Source organism: Pseudomonas sp. NPDC078416 (assembly GCF_050268485.1).
Classification (GTDB): domain Bacteria; phylum Pseudomonadota; class Gammaproteobacteria; order Pseudomonadales; family Pseudomonadaceae; genus Aquipseudomonas.
Genome location: NZ_JBNNGV010000003.1, coordinates 177,911 through 191,911, shown reverse-complemented (window position 1 = coordinate 191,911; position 14,001 = coordinate 177,911). Strand labels below are relative to the sequence as shown.

Sequence of the window (14,001 nt, the reverse complement as noted above, 5' to 3'; positions counted from 1 at the left end):
CTGCACGCGATATCTTGGTAGGACCGGCTTCAGCCGGGAAGAGGCCCGTGTTAACACCCTTAGTTTTGCGGTGTGACCAATGCCGCCTTCCCGGCTAAAGCCGGCCCCACAATTGGAGTTCAGTCCCGATCTCACTGACTGCGCGCGATGCTTTTAGTGGGACCGGCTTTAGCCGGGAAGAGGCCAGTGTTAACACCCTCAATTTAGCGGTGTCATGACCGACGTCTTCCCGGCTAAAGCCGGTCCCACATTAGATTGCAGCCAGCCAGCAGCCGATCATTCGGCCGGTACCATAGCTTCCAGCTCCACCAACACCATCCCTTCCTTGACCATTTCCCCTTCGGCGCAATACAGCGCTGCCACGGTGCCCGCTGTGTTCGCGCGGATGCTGTGTTCCATCTTCATGGCTTCCAGCACCACCAGCGGTGTGCCGACTTGCACTTGTTCGCCCACGCTGACCAACACCCGAACGATGCTGCCGTTCATGGGTGCGGTGAGGCCGCCTTGATGGCCGTGGCTCGAATCCACGTCGGCAATCGGATCAACCGGGCGAATGGCATGCACGTCGCCCTGCCAGCGCAAGTACAAGGTGTCGGCCCGACGGATCGCCATCGTCTGGTGACGCACGCCGTCCTGCTCGATCAACAAGCGTTCGCCGTTCAGCCGAACGCCTTGCTGCGAATCACCCCGCAGCACGATGCTTCGGCTCTGCGTGCCACACGCCAGGTGCAACGTCACTTCGGCAGGGGCGGCGAGGCGCAGGCCTTTGGTGGTTGACCAGGGTGAATGGGTATCGTCGGTTCTGACGGTCACTGGCGCGGTGCTCACGTAAGCCTGCGCCGCCAACTGCCAGAATTCCTCCGTCAAACCCTCGGTCGCTGGCAGCAGATCGGTCTGATAACGCGGGATGAACCCGGTGTCGAGCTCCGCTTCGGCGAAGGCCGGGTGCGCGATGATGCGGCGCAGAAACGCGAGGTTGGTGCGCAGGCCGCCGATGGCGAACTCGTCGAGCATCGCCAGCAGTCTCAAGCGCGCTTCTTCCCGGGTCTCGCCCCAGGCAATCAATTTGCCGAGCATCGGGTCGTAGAACGGCGAAACCTCGTCGCCTTCCGCCACGCCGCTGTCAACGCGGCGTCCCGGCCCCGAGGCCGATTCGCGATACAGCGCTAGCGTCCCGGTCGCAGGCAGAAAATCGTTGGCTGGATCTTCCGCATACAGCCGCACTTCAATCGCATGGCCGTTCAGCGGCACTTCCGCCTGGGTGATCGGCAGCGGCTCGCCCTGGGCCACGCGAATCTGCCAGGCCACCAGGTCCAGCCCGGTAATCGCCTCAGTCACCGGGTGCTCGACCTGCAGGCGCGTGTTCATTTCCATGAAGAAGAAATCGCCCCGGGCGTCCAGCAGAAACTCCACCGTGCCGGCGCCAACGTAGCCGATGGCCTGTGCCGCGCGCACCGCCGCCTCGCCCATGGCCTGACGCATTTGTGGGGTCAGGCCCGGCGCGGGCGCTTCTTCGACGACCTTCTGATGACGGCGCTGAATCGAACAGTCGCGCTCGTTGAGGTACAGGCAGTGGCCGTGCTGGTCGGCAAACACCTGAATCTCCACGTGGCGCGGCTTGAGCACGTACTTTTCGACGAGCATGCGCGAGTCGCCGAACGACGACTGCGCCTCACGTTGCGCGGACGCCAGCGCTTCGGCCAGATCCTCGTCGCGCTCGACCACCTTCATGCCCTTGCCGCCACCGCCGGCCGTAGCCTTGAGCAGCACCGGGTAGCCGATACGGGCGGACGCTTCGCGGAAGGTCGCGGCGTCCTGGGCATCACCGTGATAGCCGGGCACCAACGGCACGCCAGCGGTCTCCATCAGCGACTTGGCCGCCGACTTGCTGCCCATGGCGTCAATGGCCGAGGCGGGCGGACCCAGGAAAATCAGGCCGGCCTGTTCCACGGCGCGGGCAAAGCCAGCGTTTTCCGAGAGAAACCCATAACCGGGGTGAATGGCCTGGGCGCCACTGGCCTTGGCAGCCTCTATCAGCTTGTCGATTTTCAGGTAGCTCTCGCTGGCCTTGCTGCCGCCGAGGTTCACCGCGATGTCAGCTTCGCGGACGTGCCGCGCGTTGCTGTCGGTGGCGCTGTGCACGGCAACGGTGGTCAGGCCCATGGCCTTGGCCGTGCGCATGACGCGGCAGGCGATTTCGCCACGGTTGGCGATCAGCACCGAACTCAGCGGTTGTGTGTGGGGGACGCTCATCAGTGCGACTCTCCTTGTGGGGTGCGCGTGGCTTGTGGAGTGTCCGCATCGCCGCGCCAGGCGGGTTCGCGCTTCTGCAGAAACGCGCGCAGACCTTCCTGGCCTTCGGAACTGACGCGAATACGCGCAATGGCGTTCTCGCAATAGCGGCGCAGGGCAGGGGTCAGCTCACCGTCGGCGACTTCGCGCAGCAGGTCTTTGCTGACGCGCATGGCCTGGGGGCTGTTAAGCAGCAAGTTGGCGATCCAGTGTTCCAGGTGCTGTTCCAGCTCGGCGGCGGGGTAACACTCGGCCAGCAGGCCGATTTCCCGTGCCCGGTTGCCGTCGAAACGCTCAGCGGTCAACGCATAGCGTCGCGCGTGACGTTCGCCGATGGCTTGCACAACGAACGGGCTGATCACTGCCGGCGCCAGGCCGATCTTCACTTCCGACAGACAAAACTGCGCGTCGTCGGCGCCGATGGCCATGTCGCAGCAACTGATCAGGCCCAGCGCGCCGCCATAGGCCGCCCCTTGCACCACGGCGAGGGTCGGCGCCTTGAACTTGGCCAGGTTGTACATCAACTCGCCCAGTTCCCGGGCGTCGCCCAGGTTGGTGTTGTAGTCGAGATTGGCCGACTCCTGCATCCAGGCCAGATCGGCGCCGGCGCTGAAGTGCCGGCCGCGTCCGCGCAACAGCAGAAAGCGAAGGCTGTCGTCCTTCTGCAGCTGATCCAGAGCAATGATCAGCTCGCGAATCATCTGCGCGTTGAAGGCGTTGTTTTTCTCCGGCCGGTTGAGCCAGAGCGTGGCGAACCCGCGTGGGTCGAGGGCGATGTCGAGGGTGGCGAAATCAGTCATGGGGCGATTCTCTCGGGTCACATCCGGAACACGCCGAAGCGGGTCGGTTCGATGGCGGCGTTGAGCGAGGCGCTGATGGCCAGGCCGAGAATGTCGCGAGTCTGCGCGGGGTCGATGACACCGTCGTCCCACAACCGGGCGCTGGAATACCAGGGATGGCCCTGATGCTCGTACTGATCGAGGATCGGCTGGCGCAGGGCCGCTTCTTCCTCGGCGCTGAAGGTCTGGCCGCTGCGTTCGGCCTGTTCACGCTTGACTTGCACCAGCACCCCGGCGGCCTGTTCGCCGCCCATGACGCCGATCCGCGCGTTGGGCCACACCCACAGAAAGCGCGGGTCGTAAGCGCGGCCGCACATGCCGTAGTTGCCCGCACCGAAGCTGCCGCCGATGATCACCGTGAACTTCGGCACGTTCGCACAGGCCACGGCGGTGACCAGCTTGGCGCCGTGCTTGGCGATGCCGCCGGCCTCGTATTTCTGGCCGACCATGAAGCCGGTGATGTTCTGCAGAAACAACAGCGGAATGCCGCGCTGGCAGGCCAGTTCGATGAAGTGCGCGCCTTTCTGAGCGGCTTCGGCGAAGAGGATGCCGTTGTTGGCAAGGATGGCGATCGGGTAACCATGCAGATGGGCGAAGCCGCAGACCAGCGTGGTGCCGAACAGCGCCTTGAACTCATCGAACACCGAGCCGTCCACCAGCCGCGCGATGACTTCGCGCACGTCGAAAGGCTGCTTGGCGTCTGCCGGGATTACGCCGTACAACTCGTCACCCGCATACAGCGGCGCCTGGGGCGGGCGGCTCTGCAACTGGCCGAGCTTGCGCCAGTTCAGGTTGGCGACGCAGCGCCGTGCCAGCGCCAGTGCGTGATCATCGCTGTCGGCGTAATGATCGGCCACCCCGGAAATTTTGCAGTGCACATCGGCCCCGCCGAGGTCTTCGGCGCTGACCACTTCGCCCGTGGCGGCTTTCACCAACGGCGGCCCGGCGAGAAAGATGGTTGCTTGTTCGCGGACCATGATGGTTTCGTCGGCCATGGCCGGCACGTAGGCGCCGCCGGCGGTGCAGGAGCCCATGACCACCGCGATCTGGGCGATGCCCTCGGCGCTCATGTTGGCCTGATTGAAGAATATCCTGCCGAAGTGTTCACGGTCGGGGAACACCTCGTCCTGACGGGGCAGGTTGGCGCCGCCGGAGTCCACCAGGTAGATGCACGGCAGGCGGTTTTGCTGGGCGATGGTCTGGGCGCGCAGGTGTTTTTTCACGGTGAGCGGGTAGTAGGTGCCGCCTTTCACCGTCGCATCGTTGGCGATGATCATGCATTCGACGCCTTCGACCCGGCCAATGCCCGCAATGAGCCCTGCGGCCGGGACGTCTTCGCCGTACACATCATGGGCGGCGAGCTGGCTGAGTTCGAGAAACGGCGAACCAAGGTCGAGCAGGCGATTGATTCGCTCGCGGGGCAGCAGCTTGCCTCGGGAGGTGTGGCGTTCCTGCGCCTTGGCACCGCCGCCGCGCTGAACGTGGTCGAGCAGGCTGTGCAACGCGTCGAGCTGCCTGCGCATGGCCTCGCTGTTGGCAGCGAATTCCGGCGAGCGCGGGTTGATCAGGGTGTGCAGAGTGGTCATGGGGCCTCCGGCGCTGTCAGCGGGTTTCGTTGAACAGCTCACGCCCGATCAACATGCGGCGGATTTCACTGGTGCCGGCGCCGATCTCGTAGAGCTTGGCGTCGCGCAGCAGTCGTCCGGCCGGGAATTCGTTGATGTAGCCGTTGCCGCCGAGAATCTGGATGGTGTCCAGGCTGAACTGGGTCGCCCGTTCGGCGGTGTAGAGGATCACCCCGGCGGCGTCCTTGCGCGTGGTCTCGCCGCGCTCGCAGGCCTGGGCCACCGCATACAGGTAGGCGCGGCTGGCGTTGAGCTGGGTGTACATATCGGCGACCTTGCCCTGAATCAGCTGGAACTCGCCGATGCTCTGGCCGAACTGTTTACGGTCGTGAATGTACGGCAGCACCACGTCCATGCACGCCTGCATGATCCCGACCGGGCCGCCCGATAGCACGACGCGCTCGTAATCCAGGCCGCTCATCAGCACCTTCACGCCCCCGTTGAGCGCGCCGAGGAGGTTTTCTTCCGGCACCTCGACGTCATCGAAGAACAGCTCGCAGGTGTTGGAGCCGCGCATCCCGAGTTTGTCGAACTTGTTGCCGCGAGAGAAACCGTGCCAGTCGCGCTCGACGATGAACGCGCTGATGCCGTGGGCGCCTTTTTCCAGGTCGGTCTTGGCGTAGATCACGTAGGTGTTGGCGTCAGGGCCGTTGGTGATCCAGGTCTTGCTGCCGTTGAGGACGAAACGGTCGCCGCGTCGGTCGGCGCGCAGCTTCATTGAGACCACGTCGGAACCGGCGTTGGGCTCGCTCATGGCCAGGGCACCAACGTGCTCGCCGCTGATCAGCCTGGGCAGGTAGCGGGCTTTCTGTTCGGGGGTGCCGTTGCGGTTGATCTGGTTGACGCAGAGATTGGAATGGGCGCCGTAGGACAGCGCCGCGGAGGCAGAGCCCCGGCTGATTTCTTCCATGGCGATGACGTGGGCCAGGTAGCCGAGGCCCGCGCCGCCGTACTCCTCGTCGACGGTAATGCCCAACAGGCCCATGTCGCCGAACTTGCGCCACATGTCGGCGGGAAAGAGGTTGTCTTTGTCGATCTGTGCAGCGCGCGGAGCCAGCTCGGCGGCAACGAATGCGCGCACCTGATCGCGGAGCATGTCGAGGGTTTCGCCGAGGCCGAAATTGAGCGTGGGGTAATTCATGGACTGCATCCCGAGTTGTTATTGGAGGGCTGTCAGGGGGGAAGATGATGTGCACCTTTACGTTAACGTAAGCCTGCGCTCATGTTGATGTCAACGGGAACGAGGTGTTGGCCCGGGGAATAACGGAAGGGGGAGAGGTTTACAAATGCCGGATAGCACGAAGGGGAGCCTGGGCTCCCCTTCAAGTTCGATTGCATGCTCGTTTTTATTATTAGGTGGCCTGTTGTTGTATTTTTTATTGTTGTAGACGGCCAACCTTTTTTGCTTTGGGAGCGACCCCCAAGCGGGGCCAAGAGCAAACGTATTTTTTTGAGCGCTGATCCGCTTCGATCTTTTGATCCGACTCGTCTGGTAGCTGCCTAAGCGCAGTCTTGTTGTTCTCAGTCAGGTCGTGAGGCCAGGGCCTCAAGTAAAGCGATCCACTCCAAAAAAATCAGTTAGCTGCGTCTCTGTCCGTGTTGTTCTTGTTATGTCAGAGCCGATACGTCTTGTTTTTATTGGGTTATTGCATTTGTTATTTTTGTTGTACGTAAGACATAGCAGAAGCCATGCCAACTTTTCAGAGTTCCCGGATTCCGGGGCTTTGCGGATTTCACCGGCCTTGATTCACTGCTGAATCTGTCGCCAGGTGTTTCCGTGTTACCCGTTTCCCTGAACGCGATGGCGGGCAGGGTAACACTGTGTGACAACTTGTCGCACATCAGGCCGACAGACGTGCCCTTGCCACGCGCGATCCGTTTGCCCGACCGAGGGTGTCGCTGATGCGCTGACCGGCTGCAATCAGCTTGTCCAGGTTGATACCCGTCTCGATGCCGAGGCCATTCAGCAGGTACACCACGTCCTCACTGGCCACGTTGCCGGTCGCGCCTTTGGCGTAGGGGCAGCCGCCGAGGCCGGCCACGGAGCTGTCGAACACCTGAATGCCTTCCAGCAGGCTGGCGTAGAGGTTGGCCAGCGCCTGGCCATAGGTGTCGTGGAAATGCCCGGCCAGTTTGCCGCGCGGGATCTGCCCGGCCACCACGTCGAACAGCGTGCGGGTCGCGCCCGGCGTGCCGGTGCCGATGGTGTCGCCGAGGGACACCTCGTAGCAGCCCATGGCATACAACTCGTTGGCGACTGCCGCCACTTGTTTCGGCGCAATCTCACCTTCATAGGGGCAACCCAGCACGCAGGACACGTAGCCGCGAACGCTGATGCCGTGCAGGCGCGCGGCCTCCATGATCGGCAGAAATCTGTCCAGGCTCTCGCTGATCGAGCAGTTGATGTTGCGCTGGGAGAACGACTCCGAGGCGGCGGCGAATACCGCGACTTCTTTCACCCCCGCTGCCAGCGCGTCTTCGAACCCCCGCAGGTTGGGCGCCAGTGCGGCATAGGTCACGCCGTCCTTGCGCTGAATGCCGGCGAAAAGTTCAGCCGAGCCGGCCATCTGCGGCACCCATTTTGGTGAAACGAAACTGCCCGCTTCGATGTAGCTGACGCCCGCGTCGGCGAGGTCATGCACCAATTGCAGTTTGTCGCTGACGCTGACGGGGCGGGATTCGTTCTGCAGGCCGTCCCGGGGGCCGACTTCAACCAGACGCACACGTTGAGGGAGAGACATAGCGGCATGGTTCCTGAGAGATTTTGCTTTAGGTTGTTGTTCTAATGAATTGATTCAGCTGGTTATTTCAAGCGCGGCCTTGCAGCGTTCTTCTGCTGTGTCCAGCTCCAGCTGCATCTGCTGAATATCCAGAAGCTGCTGATCCAGCTGCGCGCGACGCTCGGCGATTTTCTCGAGCATGGTGCTCAATTGTTTGTGATTGCCGCCGGCAGGGTCATACAGACCGATGAGGTCGCGGCACTCGGCGAGGGAGAAACCGATGCGCTTGCCGCGCAGAATCAGCTTGAGGGTGACCTTGTCACGGGCCGAATACACACGTTCCAGCCCGCGCCGTTCAGGGGTCAGCATGCCTTCTTCTTCGTAGAAGCGGATGGTGCGGGTGGTGATGTCCAGCTCGCGGGCGAGGTCGGAAATGCTGTACGTAGTGGCGGTCATGGCAGTGCTCGATACGGAAGGCCTGGGCGTAACGTAAGTGGGGCTTTACGTTAACGTCAAGCGGCGTATCAAGGCTTGGACCTTCTTCCCGGCTAAAGCCGGTCCAACTGATTGACCGCGCTCTGATAGTGGGACCGGCTTCAGCCGGGAAGGCGTCGGCAGTCACACCGCAGAATTGATGGTGTTCACGCCGGCCTCTTCCCGGCTAAAGCCGGTCCCACAAAGACCGCGTGCGCCGCTGAACGCCTATTTCACCGCCGCCTCAAGGGTCTTGCCCAGCTTGCGTTCCTGCGCGGTCACCAACTGACAAAGCTCGATGATCTGCTCGCGCATCCAGCGGTTCGCCGGGTCCTGATCGGTGCTTTCGTGCCAGTAGAGGTGAGTCTCCACGGTTGGCACGTCGTTTACCGGCAGATACACGAAATGCAGGTCGTTGCGGCGGGCGAAGCGCTCGGGAACGGTCATCACCATGTCGGTCTGCTGCAGCACCTGAGAGGCCATCAGGTAATGCTGCGAGCGCAACGCCACCTTGCGCTGAATACCCATTTTCCCCAGCGCGAGATCCACATACCCCAAGCCACTGCGCCGGCTGGAAATATGAATGTGCGCCACGCCGAGGTAGTCATCCAGGCTGATGGCCTCCTTGTTCGCCAGCGGGTGGCCGCGGCGCATGGCGCACACGTAGCGGTCTTCCATCAGCTTGACGTGGCGCACCTGTGGGTCGGTGTTCAGCGGCGCATCCACGGCGAAATCCAGTCGGCCCGCCGCAAGTTCCTTGGTCGTTTCCCGGCGCTTGGACAAAAAGCTTTCGATGGTCACGGTGGGCGCCAGACGCCGCAGCCGCTGGAAAAGCGCCGGCAGTATCACCGCTTCGGTAAGGTCGGTCATGCTGATGCGGTAATTCTTGTTGGCCTGCAGCGGATTGAAAATCCGGCTCTCCTGAACTGACACTCTCAGCAATGACAACGCGTTGCGGACGGGGCCGATGATGTTCTGCGCCATGGGGGTGGGCACCATGCCCTGGGCAGTGCGCACGAACAGCGGATCGTTGAAGGTTTCGCGCAGGCGTGCCAGGGCGTTGGATACGGCAGGCTGGGTGATGCCGACGATCTGACCGGCGCGGGTCAGGTTGGCTTCGGTGTAGATGGCGTCAAACACAATAAAGAGATTGAGATCGACCTTGCTCAGGTTCATTGCTGTGCGCCTCGTGCAGTTCTTGTTGTTTGGAATGCGCCGAATCATATATCGGTTATGAATGTTTATACACGGCGAGAATAGGTTAGATAAATGGGGGGCGCTGTTCTAGCATCGGATCACGACCTGACAACACCTCACAGAAGGCAGCTGCCCCATGGATTTCGCTTACTCCCCCAAGGTTCAGGCACTGCGCGAGCGCGTGACCGCCTTCATGGACGCTTACGTGTACCCGGCCGAGCCGGTGTTCGAGCGCCAGGTGGCCGAAGGCGACCGCTGGCAACCGACGGCGATCATGGAGGAGCTCAAGGCCAAGGCAAAGGCCGAGGGATTGTGGAACCTGTTCCTGCCGGAATCCGAACTCGGAGCAGGGCTGTCGAACCTCGAATACGCGCCGCTGGCGGAAATCATGGGCCGCTCGCTGCTGGGCCCGGAGCCCTTCAACTGTTCCGCGCCGGACACCGGCAACATGGAAGTGCTGGTGCGCTACGCCAATGAAGCGCAGAAGCAGCAGTGGCTGGAACCCTTGCTGCGGGGCGAGATTCGCTCGGCTTTCGCCATGACCGAGCCCGATGTCGCGTCCTCGGATGCCACCAACATGGCCGCCACGGCGGTGCGCGATGGCGATGAGTGGGTCATCAATGGCCGCAAGTGGTGGACCTCCGGCGCCTGTGATCCGCGCTGCAAGATCATGGTCTTCATGGGCCTGAGCAACCCGGACGGCCCGCGTCACCAGCAGCATTCAATGATTCTGGTGCCGACTGACGCTGCCGGCGTGAAGATCGTCCGTCCGCTGCCGGTGTTCGGCTACGACGATGCGCCCCATGGCCACGCCGAAGTGCTGTTTGAAAATGTGCGCGTGCCGTACGAAAACGTCCTGTTGGGTGAAGGACGCGGCTTCGAGATTGCCCAGGGACGCCTTGGTCCGGGAAGGATTCACCACTGCATGCGCTCGGTCGGCATGGCGGAGCGCGCGCTGGAATTGATGTGCAAACGCTCCGTGCAGCGCACCGCGTTTGGCCGGCCTTTGGCACGACTGGGCGGCAACATCGACAAGATTGCCGACTCGCGCATGGAAATCGACATGGCCCGCCTGTTGACCCTAAAGGCCGCTTACATGATGGACACCGTGGGCAACAAGGTGGCGAGAAGCGAGATCGCGCAGATCAAAGTGGTCGCGCCGAACGTCGCCCTGCGGGTGATCGACCGGGCGATCCAGATGCACGGCGGCGCGGGAGTGTCCGGCGATTTCCCGCTGGCCTACATGTACGCCATGCAGCGCACCCTGCGCCTGGCCGACGGCCCGGACGAAGTCCACCGCGCGGCGATCGGGAAGATCGAGGTCGGCAAGTACGTGCCGAAGGAGATGATGCGCAGCGAACATCGGTGATCCCGCTTATGCCGTTGTCGACTGACACACTGCAATTTGTAGGAGCCGGCTTGCTGGCGAACCCGGTCAACCAGCGATGAACATGTCGACTGACCCAACGCGTTCGCCAGCAAGCCGGCTCCTACAGTATGTGCGTTCAGTGACCGGTATACAGCGGACTGAACCCCTCATTCCACCCACACCTCGACCCTGCGGTTCTTGATCCGGCCTTCATCGCCATCATTGGTCGCCACCGGCATTTCGTCGCCAAACCCGCGCACTTCACGCAACACCACCTGTTGTTTCAGCAACTCCCGGCGCACCGCCATGGCGCGAAGTTTGGACAGCAACTGCGCCCGCGCCGGGTCGCTCTTGGCATCACCAAACCCCACCAGCGTGACCTTCTGGTCCAGCTTGCCATGGGCCTTCAGGTACTCGACCACGCGCTTGAGATCGAGCATCGCCTTGGTGTCGAGGTTCGCGCTGCCCTGGGCGAATCGGAAATTCACCGACAGCCGCTCGGCCTCCCGCGCCAGATTCTGATATTCCAGCGGCATCTGCGCTGTCGCTCGCACTTTCACGGCCTGAACCGTCTGCGCCACAAACCCGTTTTGCGCGACGATGGACTGTCCCTGTGGACTCTGGGCGAATCGCACCAGCGCCCTGGCCCAGCGCTGCTTCGCATCAGGCGGCAGGTAGAAGTAAAGGCGACGTGACAGCGGATAATCTTCGGTGGCAATCAGGCTGACCGTGGGCAGCATCGGTTTTGACTCGCCATCGATGATTGCTACGGCCTTGGCCTGCCTGACGTAGGGCAGGCCGATGAAGCCGATGCCCTGACGGTCCTGGCTGACCTGATCGGACAATGCCTCGCTGGACTCGAAGCGCTTGGCGTCCTTCGACAACGTCTTGGCGGACTTGGCCAGCACCAGCTCGTTAAAGGTGTCGTATGTGCCGGATTGCTGATCCCGTGCGTATAAATGGATAGCCCCGGCCGGGCCGCCCAATTGCTCCCAGTCGCGGATCTCCCCGGAAAAGATTTTCGCCAGTTGCGCCGTGCTCAGTTCGCGCAGCGGGTTAGCGGGATGAAGAATCACTGTCACGCCGTCGATGGCGATGACTTGCTCGGCCTCATGGCTGCGCAGATCGCCCAAGGCCGCCAACTCGATGGCTTCGCTGTTCTTGATGGGTCGGGAGGATGCCGCCACATCGGCCAAGCCGTCCTTCAACGCCACGAAACCAGTGCTCGATCCGTGGGCAGCGATGTCGATGCTGACGTTCTGGCCCGAGGGCAATTGGGCGGTAAGACGCACCTCGTTGAGGTGCGCCCCGGGTTGCTCTTGGATCGACAATGCGCCTTGCTGCGCCAGCAAACCTTTGACCAGCGCTGGCCCCAGTTGCGCGCCAATCGTGTTCGAGCCCTGAATGCGCAGGGCCGGCGAGCCGTCAGTGGGCGCGGGCAGGGCAGCGGCGTTCGCGGATGTGGCGACCGCGAGCACTGAAGAGAGCACAAGGAAAACGAGGGTGCGCAGCATGTGCGGCATCTTTATAGGAGGTGAGGTGGCCGGAGAGTAAGACAGGCCGATGACCGCTAGATGACAGCCGGTATCCCACGAACCTCGTAGGGGCCGGCTTGCTAGCGAACGCGGTCAGTCTGGCATGGAGATGTCGAGTGACGTCAGGGGTTCGCCAGCAAGCCGGTTCCTACAGGATTGTCGTATTGACGGACTTGTGTGCCAGCCAACGCAATTGTCATCGCCGTTCGACAACGAGCCCAACAGCGCGTGTGGCTGTCGGGCCAGTTGCCCGGTAATTACTCCAGCTCAAGCCAGATCGGCGCGTGGTCGGACGGTTTGTCCATCGATCGCAAGTGATAATCCACACCCGCTGCCTTGATGCGTGGTTGCAAGCCGTGAGAGGCGAGGATCAGGTCGATGCGCAGGCCACGCTTGGGCTCGTCTTCAAAGCCGCGACTGCGGTAGTCGAACCAGCTGAATTGATCGACCACTTCCGGGTACAGATGGCGGAAGCTGTCCACCAGGCCCCAGTTCTTGAGTTTGCCGAGCCACTCGCGCTCTTCCGGGAGAAAGCTGCATTTGCCGGTTTTCAGCCAGCGCTTGGCGTTGTCGGCGCCGATGCCGATGTCGCTGTCTTCCGGGGAAATGTTGACGTCGCCCATCACCACCAAGGGCTGGTCATTGCTGAAGTTCGTTTCCAGCAGGTTCTGCAGGTCCGCGTAGAAGCGCAGCTTCGCCGGGAATTTGGTCGGGTGATCACGGCTTTCGCCCTGTGGGAAATAGCCGTTCATGACCGTCACCGGATTACCGTTGCGGTCGGCGAATGTGCCCCAGATGAAACGGCGCTGGGCGTCTTCATCGTCGTTGTCGAAGCCCTTGTGAATCGACAGCGGTGCCTGACGGGAGAGCAGGGCAACGCCGTAGTGACCTTTCTGGCCGTGGAAATGCACGTGGTAACCCAGCGCTTCGATATCGGCCTGGGGAAATTGCTCGTCGGAGACCTTGGTTTCCTGCAAACCAATGACGTCCGGCTGATGCTTCTCGATCAACGCCGCCAGTTGATGCGGTCGGGCGCGAAGGCCGTTGATATTAAAAGACACAATTTTCATGGGCGACGGTCCTGGCGAAAACAAACGGCGATGCTAGCCGACCTGCCCGGCAACGGCCAGCGCCCGGTTCGCTTGCCAGCGTCGCAAACGGCGGGGGTGCATTTCCGAAAGGCGGCCAAGTCGTGGGAACTGCGCTGGCGGGCGGCGACTCGAAGCCTTGAAGACCACCACCCAGAGCGCACCCGAGCGGCCGCCCCGGGGCTCATCAAAAGGACGAACACCATGCCAGTACTGCCCGGCGAAACGGCGCAGATCCGTCAGCTCGACAGCGGCTACTCCCGCGAAACCCGCGCACTGCTCTACCTCGCCTACCGTCAGGAACCGAGCTTCGCCTACCTGTTCGAATCCGGCCGCGCCGGCTATGAGCACCGGGTCAAGGCGACAATCCGTGCGCTGGTCAAGCAGCATTTTCTTCAGGACATGCCGGCGTTGGGGCTGTTCGTCGCGGACCGTCTGGCCGGCGTTGCCCTGATTGCGCCACCACAGCGGCGGCTGGGCATCACCGAAAGCTGGGCCTGGCGCATTCGGATGCTGATGAGCACCGGCCTGCGCGGGACTCAGCGGTATCTGGAGTATTACCACGACGTGCTGGCTTGTGCCCCGTCGGAAGCGGTTCACGTGCTGCCGTTGTTCGGCGTCCATCCTGATTTTCAGGGCCAGCACTATGCTGAGCAGTTGCTGCTGGCGTTGCATGACTGGTGTGCGCAGGACAAGAACTCGAAAGGCATCGTCCTCGACACGGGAAATGGCCATTATCTGGATTTCTATAATCGACACGGTTATCAGGAAATCGGTGAAGTGGAAGTAGGACCCGTCCGAGAACGCATATTTTTTCACCCAAACCCCCAGGTTTCATTGGGTTCGGCGGCTTGAGCTGCAC

Annotated in this window: 11 protein-coding genes; 2 read left to right on the top strand and 9 right to left on the bottom strand. The window is 62.2% G+C overall.

Features of this window, described 5'->3' with window-relative positions; all coding sequences use genetic code 11:
• Positions 1-276: 276 nt before the first annotated feature.
• The 7 genes from ACQKEN_RS06335 to ACQKEN_RS06305 form a co-directional block, all read right to left on the bottom strand.
• The gene (locus ACQKEN_RS06335; RefSeq protein WP_427684481.1) at positions 277-2,253 is read right to left on the bottom strand and encodes an acetyl/propionyl/methylcrotonyl-CoA carboxylase subunit alpha; all 1,977 of its coding nucleotides are present in this window, start codon (positions 2,251-2,253) and stop codon (positions 277-279) included.
• On the bottom strand, positions 2,253-3,092 hold the full coding sequence (locus tag ACQKEN_RS06330) for a gamma-carboxygeranoyl-CoA hydratase (protein ID WP_427684479.1): 840 nt from the start codon (positions 3,090-3,092) through the stop codon (positions 2,253-2,255). Before ACQKEN_RS06330 ends, ACQKEN_RS06335 begins: the two co-directional genes overlap by 1 nt.
• Before the next feature lie 17 nt (positions 3,093-3,109).
• Positions 3,110-4,717, bottom strand: a complete 1,608-nt coding sequence (locus ACQKEN_RS06325) for a carboxyl transferase domain-containing protein (protein WP_427684477.1) — start codon at positions 4,715-4,717, stop codon at positions 3,110-3,112.
• A gap of 16 nt (positions 4,718-4,733) precedes the next feature.
• A complete protein-coding gene (locus ACQKEN_RS06320) occupies positions 4,734-5,897 on the bottom strand; it encodes an isovaleryl-CoA dehydrogenase (protein WP_427684475.1) in 1,164 nt (387 codons plus the stop codon).
• 700 nt (positions 5,898-6,597) lie between these two features.
• Positions 6,598-7,497, bottom strand: coding sequence for a hydroxymethylglutaryl-CoA lyase (locus ACQKEN_RS06315; protein ID WP_427684473.1), 900 nt, complete (start codon positions 7,495-7,497; stop codon positions 6,598-6,600).
• 54 nt (positions 7,498-7,551) lie between these two features.
• Positions 7,552-7,932: a MerR family transcriptional regulator gene (locus ACQKEN_RS06310; protein ID WP_427684472.1), complete on the bottom strand. Its 381-nt coding sequence runs from the start codon at positions 7,930-7,932 to the stop codon at positions 7,552-7,554.
• A 246-nt stretch (positions 7,933-8,178) separates the two neighbouring features.
• The gene (locus ACQKEN_RS06305; RefSeq protein WP_074883252.1) at positions 8,179-9,126 is read right to left on the bottom strand and encodes a LysR family transcriptional regulator; all 948 of its coding nucleotides are present in this window, start codon (positions 9,124-9,126) and stop codon (positions 8,179-8,181) included.
• 157 nt (positions 9,127-9,283) lie between these two features.
• On the opposite strand from ACQKEN_RS06305, the gene ACQKEN_RS06300 reads away from it, so the two are divergent.
• Positions 9,284-10,516, top strand: coding sequence for an acyl-CoA dehydrogenase (locus ACQKEN_RS06300; protein WP_427684471.1), 1,233 nt, complete (start codon positions 9,284-9,286; stop codon positions 10,514-10,516).
• A gap of 167 nt (positions 10,517-10,683) precedes the next feature.
• On the opposite strand, the gene ACQKEN_RS06295 is transcribed toward ACQKEN_RS06300, so the two are convergent.
• Complete coding sequence (locus tag ACQKEN_RS06295; RefSeq protein WP_427684469.1) at positions 10,684-12,030, bottom strand: substrate-binding domain-containing protein; 1,347 nt, start codon at positions 12,028-12,030, stop codon at positions 10,684-10,686.
• 278 nt (positions 12,031-12,308) lie between these two features.
• The gene (gene xthA / locus ACQKEN_RS06290; RefSeq protein WP_427684468.1) at positions 12,309-13,121 is read right to left on the bottom strand and encodes an exodeoxyribonuclease III; all 813 of its coding nucleotides are present in this window, start codon (positions 13,119-13,121) and stop codon (positions 12,309-12,311) included.
• A gap of 222 nt (positions 13,122-13,343) precedes the next feature.
• Here xthA and ACQKEN_RS06285 point away from each other — a divergent pair, with 222 nt between their 5' ends.
• The gene (locus ACQKEN_RS06285) at positions 13,344-13,994 is read left to right on the top strand and encodes a GNAT family N-acetyltransferase (RefSeq protein ID WP_427684466.1); all 651 of its coding nucleotides are present in this window, start codon (positions 13,344-13,346) and stop codon (positions 13,992-13,994) included.
• The last annotated feature ends 7 nt before the right edge of the window (positions 13,995-14,001 follow it).